This is a genomic window from Candidatus Omnitrophota bacterium (assembly GCA_016929445.1).
Taxonomy (GTDB): Bacteria; Omnitrophota; Gorgyraeia; order JAFGIU01; family JAFGIU01; genus JAFGIU01.
The window spans coordinates 1-20,105 of sequence record JAFGIU010000041.1; the positions used below are offsets into that span (position 1 = coordinate 1).

The window sequence follows — 20,105 nt, forward strand, 5'->3', positions numbered from 1 at the left end:
CCGTGTCGCTCACCCATTCCACGGTGCTCTTCCCACGCCGCTGCTGGACAGGCACCCGCGCCGAAATCGTCGATTTTGAGAGTCCCTCCTCGTTCTGAAAAATTCATTTTCCTGAAACATTCCTGAAATATCCGCAGGGTATCTTTTTGTCATCCTGATTCGCGGGGTTCATGGCGGAGAAGGATCTATTTTGTTTGACCCTGCAAAGGGCTCAGGAGGACCTCATGGAATTGCAGGTGATGATCGACACAGTATGGGTGCTTGTATGCGCCATGCTTGTGTTCTTCATGAATTTGGGCTTTGGTTGTGTGGAGGCTGGATTCTGCCGCACGAAGAATGCCGTCAACATCCTCTCCAAGAACTTCATTGTCTTTGCCGCAGCCACGCTCTCTTTCTATGCGATCGGTTGGGGCCTGATGTTTGGGGACGGGAACGGTTTTGTCGGGACCCAGGGCCTGTTTGGATTGGCCGGGGCTGACAATAGCCCGGCCAAGGAAGCTGCCTACCAGGGAGTTTACAGCGCCATTAGCTGGGCAGGTGTGCCGCTCATGGCCAAATTCTTTTTCCAGCTTGTGTTTGCGGGCACAGCAGCCACCATCGTGTCCGGGTGCGTGGCGGAACGCATCAAGTACTTCTCTTTTATTGTTTTCTCCTTTGTGATCGTGGGCCTCATCTATCCCATCGTCGGTCATTGGATTTGGGGCGGCGGATGGCTGGCTGAAAAAGGTTTTCTGGATTTTGCGGGGTCCACGCAGGTGCATTCCATTGGGGGATGGGCCGGTTTGGTAGCGATCATTGTGCTCGGCCCCCGTTACGGGAAATACGGAGCCGATGGTTCGACGCGGCCGATTCCGGGACACAATCTGCCCTTGGCCACGATCGGGGCTTTTGTGCTGTGGCTGGGATGGTTCGGTTTTAACCCGGGTTCGACCATGGCAGTGGACCCTGGGTTGATCTCTCACATTTGTGTGACCACAAATGCAGCGGCCACAACGGCAATGTTGTTGGCTACAGTGGCCTCCACGATTCTCTTGGGTAAGCCGGATCTGGGTATGAGTATTAACGGTTGTCTGGCCGGTCTGGTTGCGATCACCGCGTCCTGCGCTTTTGTCAGCGTACCGGCCGCGATCCTTATCGGAGCCATTGCCGGTGTGTTGGTGGTGGTGTCCGTGGTGGGCTTTGACCGCATGCGCATTGACGATCCGGTGGGTGCGCTTTCAGTTCACTTGGTTTGCGGTGTGTTTGGTACGCTGGCTGTGGGCATTTGGGCGCTTCCCGAACTCACCGGCGGTTCGGCCGGCCTCTTTGCGGGCGGCGGTTTTGCTTTGCTGGGTACGCAGTTCCTGGGTGTGGTTAGTGTGGCGGTCTTTGTTCTCAGCGCTTCGTTTGCAGTGTGGACCCTTCTCAAGGCGACCCTCGGCATTCGTGTCAGTGTCCGGGAAGAGATCGAAGGCTTGGACATCGGCGAGCACGGCAACTCAGCCTATCCGGAGATGCTGAGTCGGAACCCCTGGCATTCGGCGGCCAATCTGGCCGGCAAAACGGAGTAATTTGATGAAGAAAATCGAAGCCATTGTGAGACCTGAAAAGGTTCAGGAAGTGCGGGTTGCCTTGGACCGCGCCGGTTGGTCAGGCCTGACCATCGAGGAAGTCGAGGGCCACGGCAAACAAAAAGGCATCACCCAGCAGTGGAGAGGGGAGTCTTACCAGATAGAACTCTTGCCCAAGTTCCGTATTGAGGTGGTGGTGCCGGATTCCGAGGTCGAAAAGATTATCGAGGTCATTTGTAAGGCAGCCAAGACCGGGTCAGTGGGGGACGGCAAAATCTTTGTCCTCGAGGTTCTGGACGCCGTTAGGATTCGTACAGACGAAAGGGGCGAAGCCGTCCTTTAGGTATTGTGTCCCCAAATTAAAGCTCCGGGGTTCGGAACGTTGCTGTCGTGGTGGGCGTTGCAGCGGGAAGACCCCGGAGTTTTTCTGCGTTAGAATGCCCTCGATGAAATTCCTGTTCCGATCCCTGCTTCTGGCCCTGCTGCTCAGCTCCTGCGCGCGGGGCCCCGCAAACACCGGCGCAATTACGCTGCGCTTCATGGATGCCCCCGACATCGGTGGCGCATGGGCGCAGCTGATTGACCGTTTTGAAGCCGCGCACGCGGATATCCATATCGAACTCATCGAGGGGCCTGCTTCCACCAATGCCCGTGAAGAGATTTACACCGAGGCTTTTCTTTCGGGCGAACCCATCTTTGACTTGGTCTACATGGATATCATCTGGCTGGCCCAATTCGCGCATTCAGGCTGGTTGCGATCTTTGATCCCATATATAGAGGAGGATGCGCTCGAAGAGTTTCTCCCAGGCGATGTTGCGGGCTGCAAATATCAGGATGAGCTTTATGCCGTTCCCATGCGTTCGGACACAAGCGTGCTTTACTATCGCAAGGATTTATTGGAAGAGGCAGGGTTTCCCCCGCCTGCGGGATTGCACGAACTGGTGACCGTGGCCAAAAGTCTTCAGGTTCTTCCTTTTCAGTGGGGGTATGTGTTTCAGGGCGCGCAGGATGAAGGCCTTGTCTGTAATTTCTTCGAGTTGCTCTGGGGTATGGGAGGGGATTTGAATCTGGACGGGGGAGAAATCGTTCTCAATACCCCGGAAGCAGTCGAGGCTCTGCGGTGGCAGCAGAACTTGATTCATTTGCACAAGATCAGTCCGCCAGGGGTCACGAAATATCATGAGGAAGAAACACGCCACATGTTCCATGAGGGCCGCGCTGTGTTTATGCACAATTGGCCTTATGCCTGGATCCTGGCTCAGAAGCCGGACTCCCCGGTGCGGGGAAAGGTGGGGATTTTGCCGCTGCTGCAGCGGGCGGACAAGGAGAGTCCCCCGGTGCTGGGCGGATGGAGGTTCGGGATCTCTGCCTTGAGCGAGCACCCGGAAGAGGCCTGGGAGTTTATTCGCTTTGCGACAAGCGCGGAAAGCCAGAAACTTTTTCATTTTGCGAACGGCGCGATTCCCACGCGGCGCGCTTTATTCGAGGATCCGGAAATCCTGCTCGAGAGCCCGCACTATTCAGCGCTCTATCCGGCCCTCCTGAAGGCGCACGCGCGGCCCATGCACCCGAAGTATGCGCAGGTTTCTGGTGTGCTCCAGCGGCATTTGCACCGGGCCCTGGTCAGCGGTGAAGACCCGCAGAAAGTCCTCAAGGCTGCGGAGGCTGAATTGCTGTCCACCCTTGACTAGATCATTTTGCTAGAATAGCCGCTAAGCCTATGCCCGACTTCAATCACGCCACTGTTGTTTGCTTCGAAAACCGCAAGGCCGAGCGCCTGGCTGCCCTCGTCCGGGAGCACGGTGGCAATCCTCTCTCCGCGCCGGCCATGCAGGAAATCCGCCTCCAGAAGAACCCCGAGCTCCTGAGTTTCGGAGAGCGGCTCACGGCCGGGACCATCGACGTTGTCCTGTTTATGAGCGGCGGTGGCGCAGCCCATCTTTTGGACACCCTTTCTGCGATCTACGGAGCAGATGCCCTTTGCGCAGCTTTAACGAAGACCACTGTTCTGGCGCGCGGCCCAAAATCCGCTGAAGTTCTGAGCGCGGCAGGCCTTAGTGGTTTGCTTGTGGCGCCGGAGCCCAGTACTTGGCGTGAGGTTCTGGAGGTCCTGGACATGAGCGAGCGCGGCATTGAGTTGGAGGGTAAGTGCGTCGCAGTCCAGGAATCCGGCAGTTCCAATGCGGCTTTCTTGGCGGAACTTCAGCAACGCGGCGCGCGTGTGGTTCAGGTGCCTATTTATCGTTGGGCTCTTCCGGACGATACGCAGCCGCTCAAGAATGCGATTCATAGCCTTGCCTCCGGGAAAATTCCCTTTGCGGTCTTTACCAACAGCACGCAGGTGCGTCATGTGATGCGCATCGCCGCGGAGCTGGGACTTCAGCCCCAACTCACGGAAGCCTTTCGCAAACACACGGTGGTGGCTTCAATCGGTCCCTCAACCACGGATGTGCTTCAGGAATTGGGGTGGTCTGCGGATTGGGAATCGCTCGTGTCGCGCTTGGAGCCCTTGGTCATTGAGCTGGCGCGACATGCGGCCGAGTTGAGGCGCCGGAAGGTGGATCCGGAAGAGGCTGCTGCCCTTTGGGTGCAGGAGCGTTCGCAGGCCAAGAAAGAATCAGGCCCTGCGAGGAATCGATCCCATTTTCTCTTGGCCTGTTGGGGGGAGCCCACAGAGGTGACGCCTGTTTGGTTTATGCGCCAGGCCGGGCGCTATATGGAGGAGTACCGCAGGATCCGGGCCAAGGTTCCTTTCCTGCAAATGTGCCGCAATGCGGATTTGGTTGCCGAGGTCACGGTTTCAGCGGCCGAGCGCATTGGCGCGGATGCGGCCATTGTGTTCTCCGATATCTTGGTGGTCCTGGAGCCCATGGGTTTGGGGTTGCGCTACTCGCGCGGCGAAGGGCCGGTGATCGAAGGGCGGATTCGCGGGGCAGAGGATATCCACCGCCTCGGCGAAATCAATGCGCGTGAGAGCCTGCAATACGTTTTTGACGGAGTGCGGCGGACGCGCGAGGCCTTGGCCGATCATTTGCCGCTCATCGGTTTTTGCGGCGCGCCTTTTACTCTGGCCTCCTACATCTTGGAGGGAGGTTCCTCCCGTCAATTTCTCAAGACCAAGCATCTGATGTATACGGATTCCGGGGCCTGGCACGCGCTGATGGGCATTTTGACGCGCGGGCTCATCCATTATCTCAACGGTCAGATCGAGGCAGGCGCGGACGCAGTTCAGATTTTTGACAGCTGGCTGGGTTGCTTGAGCCCGGAGGATTACCGCGAGTCTGTGCTGCCTCACACACAGGCGCTTATCCAGGGAGTGCGCGAGGGAGTGCCCGTGATTCATTTTGGAACAGGCACGACTTCAATCCTGGAGGACATGCGCCGCGCGGGCGGGCAAGTTATCGGTGTGGACTGGCGTGTGGACCTGGACGCGGCGCGCATCCGCGTGGGTTACGAGCGCTCGGTCCAAGGGAATTTGGATCCTGCCGTGCTCTGCACGGATTACCCGACCATCCGCCGGCACGTGCGCCGCATTCTGGAGCTCAACGGCGGGCGGCCCGGCCATATCTTTAACCTGGGACACGGGGTCTTGCCTCAAACACCCGTGGACCATGTTATTGCGGCCATTGACATGGTGCATGAGATGTCATTGCGGGGCGGACGCTAGGGAGGAGCGGCAATCGATGCCCTATGACCACATTCTCCTAATCGGATATGGGGCCCCGGAGCAGCCTGACGACGTGTTGCCTTTTTTAGAGGAGGCCACACGCGGCGTGCGGGTTTCGCGGGAACGTCTGGAAGAGGTGCGCTCCCATTACGATCTTTTGGGCGGGGCTTCGCCTTACAACGGGGCTTGCTACCGGCTTTGCAACCAACTCTTCGAGGCGCTCGGCGGGTCTGTTCCTGTTTATGTGGGCATGAAGAACTGGCATCCCTTCTTGAAGGACACGCTGCGCGCTATTGGCGAGGCCGGGGGCAAACGCGGTTTGGGTCTGGTGTTGGCCCCGCATCGTTCGGAGGCGAGTTTTGACCGCTATGTGCAGGCGGTGAATCAGGCTCAGAAGGATGCCCGACTCCAGGGGCTTTCCTATACCTACCCGGCGCCCTGGCACGAGGACGCGCGATTCGTGGAGGCCTGGGCTCATCAGGTGCGCATGGAACTCGGCCGCTTGCGCAGCGAAGCCTTTCCGGAACCTGTTCTTCTCTTTAGCGCGCACTCCATTCCCACGGACATGGCGGAAAAATCAAATTACGCGGCGGAGTTTCGCGCCACAGCCGGGGCGGTTGCGCAGGCCGCGGGCGTGCGCCCGGATCGCATTGCGCTGGCTTACCAGTCGCGCAGCGGGAACCCCAAACAACCCTGGTTGGAGCCCGATGTGTTGCAGGCAGCGAAGGCCTTGGCTGATAAGGGAGAGACCTGTGTGCTTACTGTGCCTGTGGGATTTTTGTGTGAGAACGTGGAGATCCTGTATGACTTGGATACCGAGTTGAGGGAGGAATGTGTGCGTTTGGGTATGCAATATGCACGGGCCGGCACGGTAATGGATCATCCGAAGTTTCTGGAAATGCTCGCTGGATATTTGACACCACAGTCCGGTTAGCCGCTCACCCTGAGGAGCCGCATAGCGGCCTCTAATCCGGGGACAGGTCTCGCCAACCGCTTATACACCAATAAGTTGTATGAGAACCGTCCCCGTATAGAACTATCCGAAATAATCCGGCTCGTTCCCCGGCTTCCACTTAATATTGCAGCCCATGCTCGGTTTCTGATTTCCGTCCACAGTCCCGTTGATGACCACGGCGTCCATGGCCGCGCGCAGGTCTTTCCCTGTGACAGGTTTGCCGTTTTCCGGCCGGCTGTCGTCCAATTGTCCCCGGTAGGTGAGCTTGTGATTTGCGTTAAACAAAAAGAAGTCCGGGGTGCACGCAGCGGTGTAGGCCTTGGCTACTTCCTGGGTTTCGTCATAGAGCAGGGGAAAGGCGAAACCGAGCTGCTGCGCCATTTTCTTGAGCTTGTCCGGGGAGTCCTCAGGATGCGTGCCCACAAAGTTGGAGCTGATGGCGACAATAGCAACGTCCTTGTTTGCGTAATCCCTGCCGAGTCGTGCCAGCTCCTTCTGGACATGGACCACATAGGGGCAGTGCTTGCAGATGAACATGACCAAGAGGGCTGCCTTGTCCTTAGAGTCCTTGAGAGAGACTGTTTTTCCTGTGACCACATCCGGCAGGCTAAAATCCGGTGCCGCTGTGCCCAAAGCCAACATTGTCGATGGTGTGAGTGCCACATGTATTCCTTCTGTTTCACGAACGTTTCACGGTGCCAGGCACCGGTGCCTGGCACCCGTGCCTGGCACCATTGTACTGGGGGGGCTGGATTTGGAAAGGGGCAGGGGAGAAAAATACTTACAAAAGAGATTGATTAACTATGTGTGTAGTGGTATGCTTAGACTATTCTGTCCCTCTGAATGTCCTTGGAAATAAAATGGAGCCTATTGTGATAAAACAAGTTACACGTGTTGGACTCATTGCATGTCTTCTCTCTGTTGCTTGGGCCTTTGCCCCCACTAACTCGTCTTTTGGCGCCCCAACCCCCCAACATCTGGCAACCACCCCCACTTTTGGAGCAGAAGAGATCCAGCGCACCTGGAATGCCTGGGCCCTGCAGCCGGAGGTGCTTCAGAGAATCGCAGAGCTCAGTAAAGAAAGCAGGCAGGCCTTTGATGCCCTGGGCCTGACGGATTTTCGCGACCGTGTGGCCCTGGTTTTGGCGCGTGCAGCTGTTGAACGCGGAGTCCATACAGAACTTGCCATGCGACCTGAGCGAATCGGTGCACTGGGAGGAATGCTGGGCCGTGAAATTGACGGGGAACTGGCTCCGTATCTCTCCGCTCTCCTTGATTTGGGAACTCCATCCGAAGATCCAGAGAGGGATAAGCTGATCCAAGCCTGGCAGGAACTCCTCCCATTCCGCGCAGCCGGCGGTCTCCCCAGTGTTGGTATGGTGATCGGTGGAACGAATGTACGGGCGGGGGCTATGACAGAGACCGCAGTAGTGAGGGTAAAGTCCCGTGCATGGCGCGATGTCCAAATCAACGAACGCACAGTGGCACACGAACGGGCGAAAATTCAGCGAGACTTCATGTTAGAGGATCTACGCGAAGAACTTAAGCATCTCCTCGGGGATCTTAGCCTCTCTGCCGCAGACATCGGCAAAATCGGTGTGTCCTGGGCTGCCCCCGGAAGATACGAAGAGGGCCTGGTGTATATGACTCCAAAGACTCCAGCCTTCATGCCTGAGCACATGGGGTATTACGTCGTATCAGATCCCTATATTGTCCGGCACACAGATGGGCAAGTGTACTTCGATCTCCGTCGTTGGCTTCAGGAGACAATTCGCATGGTATTCCCGGGCGCCCCCAAGGTCGAAGTGGAGATCCTGCACGATGGCGCGGCCGCAATCTCGGGAGAATTGCCTTACCAAGTCCGCACCGGGGCGCTAAAGGCAGAGTACCTTGATGGTCATGCGGTGTATGGAGGCGTGGTCTGGCCCGGATCTGAAAATGAGCGAGTTATCCAGTTCGGGATCGGAGAAGTAGGTTTGACCACTTATGCCGCAGAGATGCGCGGCACTCAAACAACGGAAGCCATGCGGTTGGATCCGCAAGTATATTTCGAGGGTTCAAAGCCCCAAGAGGGCGAGGCGTCCCTGGAACACTGGGTGGGGGGCGTGGCTGTGGCCCGGCGATTTGTCCAGGCCGTTGAGGATTCTGTGAATGGGAATGAGGCTGCTGTACAAACCTTCTTTGGCACTGATCTAAGCCTTGCCGAGCTGTACAAAGGCTGTTCGAAAAACGGCGATGAGCGCGACGATGAGGTGAGTGACATGGTCCTCAAAAAATGGGGGCAAGAGCTCAAGACCCAAGGAGAGAATTCGATTGCATGGACGCTCATGGAAGCTGTGGCTGAAGACGAAGGCCGTGCGCTTGCCTTACTGCTGCATGCATATCCCAAGGGGTACGCGCTGGGTTTGATCAACGGCACGGGCATCGGATGCGGTTTTTACAAGCTGGACAATGCAGAACTGCCTACTGTTATCACTCTTGTGGGAGGCTTTCATGAGAAGGCTGCCACAAATCTGATCGAAGGAACAGACGATCCCTTTATGGGGCTCTTGTGGGCTGCCGCCGGAAAATGGCTCCGGGAGTTCGGCGCAACAGAGGCTGAGCAGCAGAATCTGCCTGGAAGGATCATCCGCTCCACCAACAATCCCGGGCTGCGGGACCTTCAGGCCTTTCTCGCCGAGCGGCCTCCGGTTTTAATCGAAGCAGACATCCCGCCGGCGACTGAGAGTATCCGCATTGAAGTCCGAGTTCAGAGAGACCTGGACAGCTCGATCTAGACCGCTATTGCGTTGCCGTAAAGAATTTCTTGGTGCCCTTGGCCTCGATGGCGGCGCCGATCCGGTTCAACGCATGCGCGTAGGCCGCGGTGCGCATATCAATCTGCTTCTCTTCCATAAAACGCCAGATGTTTTCGGTCTCAGCCACCATGCGCTCCTTGAGCAGGCTGTTGACCTTGTCCTCGGACCAATAGAAGCCTTGCCGGTTTTGCACCCATTCAAAATAGCTCACGGTTACGCCACCGGCATTGGTGAGGATATCCGGCACCACGAGTTTGCCTTTGTTATTGAGGATTTCATCCGCGGCCGGGGTTGTGGGGCCGTTGGCGACCTCAAAGATGTACTTGGCCTTGATTCGATCGGCATTCTCTGCCGTGATCTGGTTCTCCAGGGCCGAGGGCGCCAGGATATCCACGTCCAACTCCAACAGCTCTTCGTTAGTCAAAGTCTGGTGCTCCTCGATATGACACACGGAGCCTTCACAGTACACGGCCTTGAGTTGTTTTCGTTTTTCCTTGAACCGGCGCACCATGGGAATGTCCAAACCTTGCTCGGCATACACGCCGCCTTTGGAATCACTCACCGCAATGATTTTGTAACCTGCTTCGTGCAACAGCTCGGCCAAAATCCCGCCCGCATTTCCAAAACCTTGAATGGCCACGGTCGTGTCTTGCGGCGCCTTGCCCAACTTAGGCATGATTGCCTCGATCGTGAAGAATGCCCCGCGCGCAGTGGCTGACTCGCGACCCAGGCTGCCGCCCATGGGAATGGGTTTGCCGGTGATGACTGCAGGTACGTGCTTATGATTAATAATGCCGTATTCATCGAGCATCCAACCCATGATCATCTGATTGGTGTAGACATCGGGCGCGGGGATGTCGCGGTCCGGGCCGATCATGATATTGACCGCATCAATATAGCCGCGGCTCAGGCGCTCCAGCTCAAAGCGGGAAAGCTCCTTGGGATTGACCCTGATTCCCCCTTTGCCCCCGCCAAAAGGCAGGTTGAGCGCCGCGCACTTAAAAGTCATCCAAAACGCGAGAGAGGTGACCTCATCCATATTGACGCCCGGATGAAAACGGATTCCGCCCTTGGTCGGGCCGAGGGAATCGTCGTATCGCACGCGATATCCCGGAAAGACTTTTAAATCCCCGGTATCCATGCGCACAGGAATTGAAACCTTCAATGCGCTCTTCGGATACTTCAATCTTTCAATGGCATCCGGCGGCACGGTCGCATGCGCGAGCGCCTTGACCACGCGTTGGCTAGCTTCCGCAAATAGACTTTGCTCCACTCCGGCAGCTCCTTTGCTGATGAAGTCAAGGGACATATCTACGAAGGAGATGTGTCCCTCAGGACTTGAGGGGACGGTTCTCACAGAACTGGATGCAGCGAAAAAGGCTAGCGAGAACCGTCCCTAATCTTGACTCATTCTAACCGCTGAATGCTGAATTCGCATTAGAGTTTGTAACTTATTTGCAAACAAGTATTTAGAAAGAGGATCTCAAATTCTTGAATGCCGTCCTGAAGCTTATTTAGATGATATACTTTGTTGTAAATATACTAATTGGCACAAGTTATACGAAACTGTGATGAAGAAAAGAAATCTCTTGCCCGCAACGATTGCTTTTGTAAGCGTGCTTCTCGCTGCGATTCCTTGCGCCAATGCATCAGCCCCCAAACTCGCGACCATCGCAACCTTTGGCGACGCAGAGATTGAAGCCTTCTGGATCAAGCGCTATAGAATCGACCCCACTCGCCTTCAGCGTATTGCCGAGCTCAGTGAAGCATCTCCAAGACTTTTCAACACATTGATTGGGAGAAGCAATCCTGGCGCTGCTTGGCTCTCTCTGATGCTTAAGGAGGCTGCGGAAGAGGCCGGTGCAACTGGAGTGCCCTCCGAGGAAGTGTTACGTTGGATGGAATCGCAACCAGGGCAGCAGGGTTGGTCTCTTCTTGCAGATGCTAAGTCAGTCTTGGCGCCGTCTGGCAGACGCAAGAGCCTGGAGTCGTTACTCGGCTCGGAAGGGAGCGCTCAGCTTTTGGGTTGGGTGAATCAAACACTTGCAGGACCGATGCCTGAAGGGTTTCACGATCCCTTCCGGGCGTATCTTGGGAGCGATGTGGTCAACGAAGTCCGGGCCATAAATACGGTGATGAGAGAACTCGGTTATCCCCTTTCAGATTGGATATTGGAAGAGTGGCGAGAACTACAGAGACTCGGAGAGCAAGTTGCCCTGGCCATCCCCAATATTGAGAACTTGGATGAAGAACAAAGGATGCAATATCCGGAGTATGTACGCCTCAAGAGGATGCGGAATTTCTTGGAGCTTTATGTGAACGATTTGTACCAGTTGGAATGGATCATTCGGCACACTCAGGAGAAAGAAGCTGAGTATTGGCCTGCAGTTTGGGCGACTCTTGAGGTCAGGGCTGGTGTGAGTCGCACGCAGATCCAGGCTTCTGAGAGCGTGATTCGCGATCTGTTGGTGAACTTACCGTTGGAAGGATCATTGCGTAAACCCTTTATTGGTGAGAGGGAGCAAAAGATCTTGTTGAGGTTGAGCCAAGAATGGGGGGTGCCATTGGGCAGGCTAGCAGCGCTCATTGAAGAGGAACAACATCGGGGCGAAAAACAGAAGGGCCTTGAATTACTGCAATCTGGTCGTGCTAGCGTCGATTACCAGATTGCCATGATGCATGCATTCCAGGAGAACCTGGCTGAGATTCTACACGCACCGATTCAAGCAGGCGAGGTCATTGTCCATAAGATTCCATCCGGCGAGTCTGTAACCCAACTATTTGCAACTCATGCAACCCAGCCGGAGTACTTGGCATCAATGGCTTTAATGGGGATTATGGGGGAGGCCCCTGCCAGGAAAATAGCACCGTCCTCTGTTCAGGCCCTCAGCGGTGGGGCGGTGACGACGGGCACTTCTTTCCAAGTCGGCGCAGTGGAAAGAACCTTTGGAAATATTCCTAATCCCTATGGATTTTACGATCCCCAACACAATTCAATGGCGAAACATGGATATCAATATTTCTTGATGACGAATCCCAGGCCTGGGGGTGAGTACGGAGTGTTTATTCCTTGGCAGCAAATGTGTGAAGCGCGTAGGGATCGAGACTTGGATATTCAGCTTTACCAAGAGTGGAGTGTCGGGGGTGAGACTTTTAGGAGAAAGATCGCCGAATTGGGTAGGGTGGGTGCAGAGGAGTGGCGTGACCAAATGATGACACAGCTCACTATCTACAACAGTGACGTGCAACAAAGGATGAGAGCTCGGGGGGTAAGAGATCTTGAGAGGGCGGTGCAGGCTTGGAGAGAAGAAGGGACGATTGCCACAGGCAGAGATCCGTGGATGATTGAACACCGTGCTGCGGGGGAGGAGCAGGGAGAGATTACCATTTACCCTCCAGTGGACGGCCTGGATATCGACGCCCAGGGCGGTATGCTGATGGTCCCAGCAGCACAGCTCGAGGCCTTTCTCCTGGATATCATGCAATTTGCGGCCGAACACGGACTGCCGCTCAATCCTGACAAAGTCCTTCCACGCGTGGTTCCCTATGAAGAGGAAAACCTGCAGCTCGCCATGTTGGCTATGGAGCATCGCGATCTGAATGAGGTCAGGGCTTCAGCACGAGATAGAGTCTGGAGAGCGTGGGATGCTCTTACGGGAGTTAGACCGCGCCTCGAACTCCTCTCCCCAGAAACAGGCCGGGAAGCATTGGAATTGTTTGGCGTAGTTTGTTGTAAAGTAATGGCTGAAAAGTATGGTGAGTCGCTTGGCCAAGCCGCAGCCACGATTGCAGGAGACCCAGTGACATTTGCGATAATCATCTCTAATGAGGACATTTTATCCGCATTTGTAGAGGCAGTGAAGAAACGCTTTGGTGCGGAGATCTCGACGGAGGAGGTCTCGAAGGCATTCAAAAAGCTTTGGTTTCATCGAGAGGTACCTACCAATCCGCTGCTGATTGCTGCAGAGGGAGATAGGGTTGCGCTGTCAGGGTTTTCTGCCGAGGAAGCCTCGAGACTCTTACAAGCTGCGGTGCTTGCATCCAAGGGAGGAATTTTGTCAGAGGGGAAGAACAGTGTTGTTGCTGCAAGCGGGGGAGCATCGATCACCTTTTATAGTTCTGGTACTGCTATTGTAGGCTGGCGCTCTGAGGCAAAGCAATGGATGGCAGGGCAACAGAGGGCATGGGTGCGAGAGGCGCTCACCACAGCCTATGCGTATGACCTTTTTGAAGAGCCCCATTGGGATCCATTCCTGCGGCAGTACCTACATTTTCTACCTTTAAACCTCTCTGAGGAAGTGGTCGAGCGGTTGCTCGCGAGTGAAAATACAAACAAGGAAGAGGTCTTTACAGCGCCCGAGGAGCGTGCGATTGCTGAGGCGGCCATCCGGGGCATCGCAGGGTGTCCCTCAGAGGATCTGGATTGGCAAAGCGATCCGGACGGATATGAAGTCGCAGAGATTAGTCAGCAGCCTGACGTGTTGGGTCGCATCTTTGGTAGTGAACGCATCCAAAGGGCCTGGACAGTTCGTTATGAAGGGCTTCCGCTGTTATTGGCGGCGCAGGTGGACGACCGAGCACTGTACACTCGACTTTCTGAATCCCGTCAGGCAGACCGAACATTGCTCCGCTACTTTAGGACAGATCCTTCCGCACGCATGTGGGCGGTTCATCCTTATGGTGTTTCGCACATCGGGCCGGGCTCGGGTGCTGTGGATCAGTTGCGCATCCCTGTGCTGCCCGGAGTGTGGCCTGGAGGCTATGCCAGCTTGTTGCTCGAGGCTGCCCTGCCACTCATTCAGGAGGGGGACGAGGTGGTGGACCTGGGGTGTGGAACTGGGATTATTGGAATTCGTGCTGCTGAGCAAGGCGCGTTTGTGCAAGCCCTGGACTTAGACCTGATGGCTGTGGAAAACACGCGAGTTGCCGCAGAGATTTCTGGGGTGGCCGATCGCGTTGTGGCCAAGGTATCTGACGGGTTGGCCGAGGTGCAGGAGCCGGTGGACTTCATTCTTTTTGGTGCCCCATTGGTGCAGCCAGAAGCGGCCGAGGATGACGCGCGCCACACGGCCACACGGGATGGCGGATTCAATCTGATGCGGTCCGTTATGCAGGATCTTCCGAGAAAACTGAAGCCCGGAGGCTCGCTCATCATGTACAACAACGACTTTGTGACAGAAAAGATCCTCAGAGGATTTCTGGGGGGGCATTCTGGTGACTTCCAAATGCGGAGTCGGAAAAGTGAGAGCGGACTGGTTGTCTGGGTAGTGGAATACCGGCCCGTGTTGTTGCCTTTGGGGCCAGAGGGGCTGCCGGATGCACTACACCTGAATATCCCGGGAACGGGATACAACTCGATGGCAATTCCGGAAGTGGCGGAAATATTTCGTTCCTATTTGGATGATCTGGCAGATCCCGAAGGGGCTCTCGCCTTCCAGCTCAAACGAAACCTTGCAGGTTCGATGGCAGGCTGGCCGACCTTCGAAAATCATTCCGCCTTTTTGAGGCAAATCGGTGGAGAGGTTGGGATGGGTTCAACGGTCTACTATCCATTTGGAGGCGCCGATCCGTACACACCTTTTGCTATGGATTCTGATGTAGAGGATGTTATCGCTTTTGGTCTGGAAAACTTCGGTTCCCCGGGGGATATTCAAAAGATGTTCGGAGACGGCAATTATTACCACAGGGTGGGTGGGTTATTCGGCGGGATTGATTCTCATCTGTCCTTAGTCAATATGCTGCAGCGTCTGGGCTTGAACGGCATAGGACCTTTGGCTTTGGCACGTTGTGTCAATTTTTTGGGAGCAGGAATAGAGGGAGTTTACTATTTTGATCTCCAAGAGGACGGCGACTTTAGATTTTTGACTGAGGAGGACATGCGCGACCGTCCTGAGCAAGGGTTTAGGAATGCCGTAATTCAGTTTGAAGATCCTCATACAGGAAGGCTCAAAAGGTTCTGGTATATGCAGGACAATGTCTATGATCAAACATCACCCTTCAGAGCAACCCTTGGAAGGTTGCGTTTCGATACCCTGCTTCTCAAAGGCGCGCTGGACTTTCTTGAACCCGGTACGGATCCAAGCGATGTGGTGGATGAAAAGGTACTGCAGCAGGCGCGAAGACTGAACGCCAATGTGGTTGCGGATATGAACCAACAGCATATGAGCCGAGGCATTTGGAGAGTTCGACCCGATAGTATTCCTATTCCATTGGGCGAAATGTTTGGCTACGGCGGTGTGCAGCAAGGCGGAGAAGTCCACTATGGGCCCTCAACTATGCTGGTGGAAGGCCCGAGTCGTGCGGATGAGGCGCGGCAGTTGCACCTAGGGACATGGCCTTCGCAGCAGGCAATAGTCGCTATTGAATCTTCTCTGTAGACCTGATCTACCACGGCGCCAACTCAAAGAAACTCGAATCCTTCACAGTCTCGCCTTCTCCGGCATTGGCAATGTCCACAAACTGCCGGGCCCATTCCTCAATAATGGCTTGGGCCTGCCAGTACCAAGCCAGATTCTTCAAATTCACAAGGGAGGCCTTTTCCTGTTCGCGGTCCGCAAAGGCGGCCACCACCTCGTTCGTGCGCCCGTCCCTGAGCCGCGCCTCAAAAGCCACCCGGCTCTTGGCGCCCATGCGCAGCAGGCCTCCCGCATAAGGAACGCCATAACTCAGCGTGTCCAGAAATGCCCGGTTCGGAATGATCTCCACCAAGGCCAGCTCCAGAATGATTGAGTTGCTCTGGGCTTCTTCCACGACCAGGTATTTATGATCGCGATCCTGCGCAAAGGCCATCTTAAAGGCTTGGCGCGCGGTCTCGGCTACAAAGGGAATATCCTTTTCCGGGATTTGCCCCTTGCCGATCTCCTTGATCCAATCCATTTCCAGTAAATAGCGGGTGTTGACCGGCGCGATATAGATCGTGGAGTAGTTGTCCCAGCTAAAGCCTTCGGCCATCCAGGCTTTGTGAAAGGGGAAGCGTTCGTCCTCCAGCAGTTGCTCCTCGGACACAAAACCCGCCGAGGGCGCAGGCTTGGCCTTGAAAGAACAAGCGCTCAAACCCAGACAGAGGAGGATGAAAAGCAGGAAGATACGGGAACGGCACATGCATTCATTATAACCGACTGCGCAAGTTAGGGTAGGGGGTAGACAAAGCATTTATTGCCTGCCCCTTTCCCTATCGCTTACCATAGTTTCTATGGTGCACTCCAAGGTCCACCGATCCCTTAGCGGACGTTTCTTCGATACCCTGCTTTTTCCTTTGCGGGCGTTATTTGCGGGTACGGAACCCAAATGGGGGCTTTCCACTCTGCGGGATGAGCGCATGCGCGCTGTTGCGCGGCATTGCAAGGGCCGCGTGCTGGACGTGGGCTGTGGTCCGGGGAATCTTTTTATCCGGGACTTCATCGGCCCGGACCAGGGTGTGGGCGTGGATGTCTTTGCTTATGAGGGAGTAGAAAATGTGGTTGATGACCCTTGCCGCCTGCCCTTCGAGGATGAGTCCTTCGACACCCTGAGCTTGGTGGCGGTTGTGAGCCATATTCCTCAATCCAAACGCGTAGAAGAGTTTAAGGAATTCGCGCGGGTTCTCAAACCCGGCGGATTGCTGGTGGCCACTGAGGGGGAGCCCGTCACGCAAACCCTGGTGCATCAATGGGCGCATTTCTATTGCGCCTTGCGCGGCAAAAAGGACATGGACACGGAGCGGGGCATGGAAGAGGACGAGCAATACTGCATGCCCCATAAGGAGCTGCTCAGCTACCTGAATACTCCGCCCCTTCAGTTTGTCCGGCGCCGGCCTTTTATGTGGGGCCTTAACTGGGTCTTTATCGCGCAGAAGCAGGGCTCCTTTTAGGCGCTTTGCTGTTACACTGAGTAGGCCATGCCGTACTCTGTCTTTCTCAAAGACGAATCCTTTCCTCTGCCGATCGAGCCGGTGAGCCGGGTTCTGCATCAGGTCCTGGGCGGGGTGATGCTCGATTACTTTCCGCAGCTTAAACTTCACTACGGGTGGATTGCCAAGGATCTGGATCTTTCTACCGCCGATGCGTTGCTTGCGGCATTGGAGTCTGCGGGTTTTCCGGCCCTCAAGAAGGAGGATTCGGAGCCCAAGGGCGCGCTTCAACTCTATGCGGTCAAAAAGGCGGAACTGAAGGAGGACTTCCTTTACGCCCAGATCGGAATCACCGAAGCCCTTACGTCTGTGCCCTGGCACAGTCTATCTATCGTCTCCATCGGGAGTGTGCCTATCACCAAACAGAAAAGCGTGGTGGGGGAGGCCAAAAAACACAGCATTAATTGGGGAGTGACTGCCCTTACCGGCATTCCCGTGAGCAAAACCAAGACCGTCAAGACAACCCGTTTTGAAAACGTTTCCGAACAAGGGGTTCTGATTCACCTGATTTTTGCTCAGGAAAAGATCTTGTTGGAGATCCGCCCCACCGCATTCAACTATGCGTATCTGAAAGAGCGCCTGGCCACCAACTCCCGCGAGAATTTTAAGACCTTGCTTCAGGACCTACAGCGCTTTGCCACCCAGGCCTGCTGGACGCGCGTGTCCCGGAAATTTCTGGAGACCGGGGAGCTCAAGCCGGACTTCGTGGACGCCAAGGACTTCCTGCGTTACAACTCGTGGATTTTGGAGAAGTCGTGATTTTGGGGGCCAAAGATTGCTTCCCCTTTAAAAGGCTCAGGGTCTCAATGAAGGCTGAACGCCCTTACTCAAATTTGAGCAGGTACCACGGACTCTGCGTGCCGCTCAAATTCAGATCATGGCGCACGCGTCCGGACGCCAGGGAGGGCTCTTCATGGGGCTCGCCTTTTTCGTCGAGCGCATAGACCTGCAGCGAGTAGCGGTCGTGAATGAAGAGTTGCAGATCCATGCCGCACAACATCGGTGTGCCGTCTCCCCATAAAAAGTGTTTGTCGCTGCGGCGCTTACTGCCGCGCGCTTGCAGGGGGCCCACCGCATACAGAATCAGCTCTTGTGCTTCATCCAAAGGAACTCCGTCCGGGGCAATGAGGGCGCCAACGCCCTGGGAGCGGGTGTGGAACAGGGTCCGGCGTTTGGGGCTGGGGTTTAGGGCCGGGGCTCCGTAAATAATCGCCGCGCTGGAGTTGCTAAGGCCAATTCCGGTTTCGCTCACGGTCTTCTTCAGTTCCTCTTTTCCCAGATAAACCAGACTGCCCAAACTGCAGAGCAGGAGCTGTTGCGGGTTCGCCGCGATCTCAAAGTAGTCGTTTACTGCGCTGGCGTATTCATAGGAGTCAGCGCTATTCGCGAAGTTGTACTGGAATACTGCATCCCATCCGCGCTCTCTGGCGGTGTGGGCCAGGAGTACCGGCGTCTCCCAAGAGAATGTATTGGGATAGCAATGATTCCATTCGCTTACGGTGAAGGGTTTGTCGCGGACTTCTTTCTCGATCAATCCGGCGAGCAGCCCCGTCTCCTCGGCCTCGCCCTCCTTGCCGAAGATGGATTCATTATGGATCCGGAAATCGCTGCGATCCCAGGCTTTGTCCGGGAACTGCGGGTAATCCCAAAATGCCTGGGCATCCACATAGTCCAGGTCTTCTTGGGTCCTGAGATTTTCCGGCAGAGGGTAGCCGCTGATGCCTGTGACCGGGACTTGAACCCCCGCCTCCACACGCAGAAAGCGCTCCATCTCCGTGAAATAGGCCCTTTCCAATTCCAGGTAGAATTCCCGGATGTCCTTTTGCATGAGCTCAGGATAGAAATAAAGCCATGCGTACTTGGGGCGTTTGAAGTCAAATCGTGTCCTTTGGGCTTCCTTCATCAAAATGGGCAGAGTCGTGACCTTGGAGAGCCGCACATCTTTGATTCGCACCATGGCTTTTTGGGCGCCGAAGTAGAAGGTGAGTTTGGCGTTGAGGCAGTCGTCCGTGGCCGTAAAGGGAATCTGGTAGATGCGCCAGGCGCGATCCAATTCGCAAGATTGGTCAAGGCCGAGATGGGTGAGCGGAAAAGTCGCCTGCTGAATTACCGCCTGGATGTTGAGTGTGCGGTCTGCGCTGCCGGTGAATTCCAAGAGGTAGTTTTGCCCGGCCACAGTGGGAATGCGATTGCGCCGGTACTGAAGGTGCTCGGCTTTTCCGGTAACCAGATCGGCGTGCAGGATGGCCGCGCCGGCTGCGGAGTTGAAACGGCAACGGGCATCGGCGTGTTTTTCGACCACCCACAGATGATCTTGCTGAACAATGGCGCGCTCCACAGGTTCCAGACCATCGAGGCCCCAGATAGCAATGGCCTCCGCCGGGGTGGGGTATTTTTTCTCCAGCCAACGGTTCCACCGGTCATCCAGCTGCTTCAAGTAGAACTCCGGCAAATAGGCCTTTTCCCACAGATTGTCGGGTTCGTTGAGCCGGCCTTGTTGCCAGGCCCGGATCAGGGAACAGTCGTTGACGATTTCGACGAAGGCGACAGCGGGTTCCTCAGAGTAGCGGCTTTCGGTGTAGGGGTTGTAGTGCGTAAGCAATTGCTTTGCGTAAATTTGTTGGAGCTTGATGAGGTGCGGGTCAAATAGACAGGCAGGCTTTGCTCCGGGGCCGAGCAGTCCGGCTTGGACAACACCGTCAGCCACCGTGAACCGGCGGTTGGTCAGTAGATTGAATGCGGTGTAGATGCCGCGCCGCTTAAGCAAGTAAATTAAACGGTCCATCCGGTCGAGCTGTTCCCTGCTGATCAATTGGGTGTTTTTGAGTTGCGGGTCGGTGTAACCGGGGGCACTGTCCTCCAACAAGCCATCGGGGGCAAAGGCGCTGTCGATATCGCTGAAGCGGACTGCATTGAAACCGAAAAAAGCGATGCGATCTGCCGCAAACTTGGCCTCTTCCTCCGGAGGGAATGCGCCTGAACGGCACAAATTAGTGCCCCAGAAGCGAGCTGGGCTGCCGTTATCAAATTGAAAATCCGCGCCGTTAACCTCGACATAGCCGTGAATACCGGCCGGCGCATTCAGCACATGCCTCCCGATATTGGCTGGAGAGTCCGGGTCGAGGTTTTTGTCCAGGGTAAAGGCGTACCAGGCCTCGGTGCTTTGAGCAAAGGCGGGCGGTATGAAGAGAAGAAACAGGGCAATCGTCATCGCAATGACAAAGATTGCTTTCCCTTCGGCAGGCTC

At 55.6% G+C, this 20,105-nt stretch carries 13 protein-coding genes; 9 read left to right on the forward strand and 4 right to left on the reverse strand.

From position 1 onward, the window contains the following. The first annotated feature begins 224 nt into the window (after window positions 1–224). The 5 genes from JW937_03435 to hemH all read left to right on the forward strand — a co-directional run bounded on the left by JW937_03435 (window position 225) and on the right by hemH (window position 6,151). Window positions 225–1,550 carry an ammonium transporter gene (locus tag JW937_03435; protein ID MBN1586465.1) on the forward strand — a complete coding sequence of 442 codons (1,326 nt, stop codon included), beginning with the start codon at window positions 225–227 and terminating at the stop codon, window positions 1,548–1,550. Between the two features lie 4 nt (window positions 1,551–1,554). Beyond that, window positions 1,555–1,893 carry a P-II family nitrogen regulator gene (locus JW937_03440; GenBank protein ID MBN1586466.1) on the forward strand — a complete coding sequence of 113 codons (339 nt, stop codon included), beginning with the start codon at window positions 1,555–1,557 and terminating at the stop codon, window positions 1,891–1,893. Window positions 1,894–1,996: 103 nt separating this feature from the next. Beyond that, window positions 1,997–3,241, forward strand: coding sequence for an ABC transporter substrate-binding protein (locus JW937_03445; protein ID MBN1586467.1), 1,245 nt, complete (start codon window positions 1,997–1,999; stop codon window positions 3,239–3,241). A gap of 29 nt (window positions 3,242–3,270) precedes the next feature. Next, window positions 3,271–5,217 (forward strand): uroporphyrinogen decarboxylase, encoded by a 1,947-nt coding sequence (hemE, locus tag JW937_03450; GenBank protein ID MBN1586468.1) that lies wholly within the window; start codon window positions 3,271–3,273, stop codon window positions 5,215–5,217. Between the two features lie 16 nt (window positions 5,218–5,233). After that, window positions 5,234–6,151: a ferrochelatase gene (gene hemH / locus JW937_03455; GenBank protein MBN1586469.1), complete on the forward strand. Its 918-nt coding sequence runs from the start codon at window positions 5,234–5,236 to the stop codon at window positions 6,149–6,151. Between the two features lie 102 nt (window positions 6,152–6,253). On the opposite strand, the gene JW937_03460 is transcribed toward hemH, so the two are convergent. Further along, window positions 6,254–6,835, reverse strand: a complete 582-nt coding sequence (locus tag JW937_03460; GenBank protein MBN1586470.1) for a thioredoxin family protein — start codon at window positions 6,833–6,835, stop codon at window positions 6,254–6,256. 209 nt (window positions 6,836–7,044) lie between these two features. Between JW937_03460 and JW937_03465 the strand changes: the two genes are divergently transcribed. Further along, a complete protein-coding gene (locus tag JW937_03465) occupies window positions 7,045–8,949 on the forward strand; it encodes a hypothetical protein (GenBank protein MBN1586471.1) in 1,905 nt (634 codons plus the stop codon). Window positions 8,950–8,953: 4 nt separating this feature from the next. On the opposite strand, the gene JW937_03470 is transcribed toward JW937_03465, so the two are convergent. After that, entirely contained in the window at window positions 8,954–10,243 is a 1,290-nt protein-coding gene (locus JW937_03470) for a Glu/Leu/Phe/Val dehydrogenase (GenBank protein ID MBN1586472.1), read from the reverse strand. A gap of 298 nt (window positions 10,244–10,541) precedes the next feature. Here JW937_03470 and JW937_03475 point away from each other — a divergent pair, with 298 nt between their 5' ends. Continuing rightward, the gene (locus JW937_03475) at window positions 10,542–15,347 is read left to right on the forward strand and encodes a methyltransferase (GenBank protein MBN1586473.1); all 4,806 of its coding nucleotides are present in this window, start codon (window positions 10,542–10,544) and stop codon (window positions 15,345–15,347) included. 7 nt (window positions 15,348–15,354) lie between these two features. Here JW937_03475 and JW937_03480 read toward each other — a convergent pair whose 3' ends face one another. Beyond that, the gene (locus JW937_03480) at window positions 15,355–16,071 is read right to left on the reverse strand and encodes a DUF3313 family protein (GenBank protein ID MBN1586474.1); all 717 of its coding nucleotides are present in this window, start codon (window positions 16,069–16,071) and stop codon (window positions 15,355–15,357) included. Between the two features lie 91 nt (window positions 16,072–16,162). Between JW937_03480 and JW937_03485 the strand changes: the two genes are divergently transcribed. Together JW937_03485 and JW937_03490 are read left to right on the forward strand one after the other, a co-directional pair. After that, window positions 16,163–16,819 (forward strand): class I SAM-dependent methyltransferase, encoded by a 657-nt coding sequence (locus JW937_03485; protein MBN1586475.1) that lies wholly within the window; start codon window positions 16,163–16,165, stop codon window positions 16,817–16,819. Between the two features lie 27 nt (window positions 16,820–16,846). Continuing rightward, window positions 16,847–17,617: a hypothetical protein gene (locus JW937_03490; protein MBN1586476.1), complete on the forward strand. Its 771-nt coding sequence runs from the start codon at window positions 16,847–16,849 to the stop codon at window positions 17,615–17,617. Between the two features lie 64 nt (window positions 17,618–17,681). Here the strand turns inward: JW937_03490 and JW937_03495 are convergent, their stop codons facing one another. Continuing rightward, window positions 17,682–20,069 carry a hypothetical protein gene (locus JW937_03495; GenBank protein MBN1586477.1) on the reverse strand — a complete coding sequence of 796 codons (2,388 nt, stop codon included), beginning with the start codon at window positions 20,067–20,069 and terminating at the stop codon, window positions 17,682–17,684. Between the last annotated feature and the right edge of the window lie 36 nt (window positions 20,070–20,105).

What these genes read in the sequence shown, in the direction of transcription:
- JW937_03475 (MBN1586473.1), top strand. Translation starts at nt 10,542, where the DNA reads ATGAAGAAAAGAAATCTCTTGCCCGCAACGATTGCTTTTGTAAGCGTG.
- JW937_03435 (MBN1586465.1), top strand. Translation starts at nt 225, where the DNA reads ATGGAATTGCAGGTGATGATCGACACAGTATGGGTGCTTGTATGCGCC.
- hemE (MBN1586468.1), top strand. Translation starts at nt 3,271, where the DNA reads ATGCCCGACTTCAATCACGCCACTGTTGTTTGCTTCGAAAACCGCAAG.
- JW937_03445 (MBN1586467.1), top strand. Translation starts at nt 1,997, where the DNA reads ATGAAATTCCTGTTCCGATCCCTGCTTCTGGCCCTGCTGCTCAGCTCC.
- hemH (MBN1586469.1), top strand. Translation starts at nt 5,234, where the DNA reads ATGCCCTATGACCACATTCTCCTAATCGGATATGGGGCCCCGGAGCAG.
- JW937_03440 (MBN1586466.1), top strand. Translation starts at nt 1,555, where the DNA reads ATGAAGAAAATCGAAGCCATTGTGAGACCTGAAAAGGTTCAGGAAGTG.
- JW937_03480 (MBN1586474.1), bottom strand. Translation starts at nt 16,071, where the DNA reads ATGTGCCGTTCCCGTATCTTCCTGCTTTTCATCCTCCTCTGTCTGGGT.
- JW937_03485 (MBN1586475.1), top strand. Translation starts at nt 16,163, where the DNA reads ATGGTGCACTCCAAGGTCCACCGATCCCTTAGCGGACGTTTCTTCGAT.
- JW937_03490 (MBN1586476.1), top strand. Translation starts at nt 16,847, where the DNA reads ATGCCGTACTCTGTCTTTCTCAAAGACGAATCCTTTCCTCTGCCGATC.
- JW937_03495 (MBN1586477.1), bottom strand. Translation starts at nt 20,069, where the DNA reads ATGACGATTGCCCTGTTTCTTCTCTTCATACCGCCCGCCTTTGCTCAA.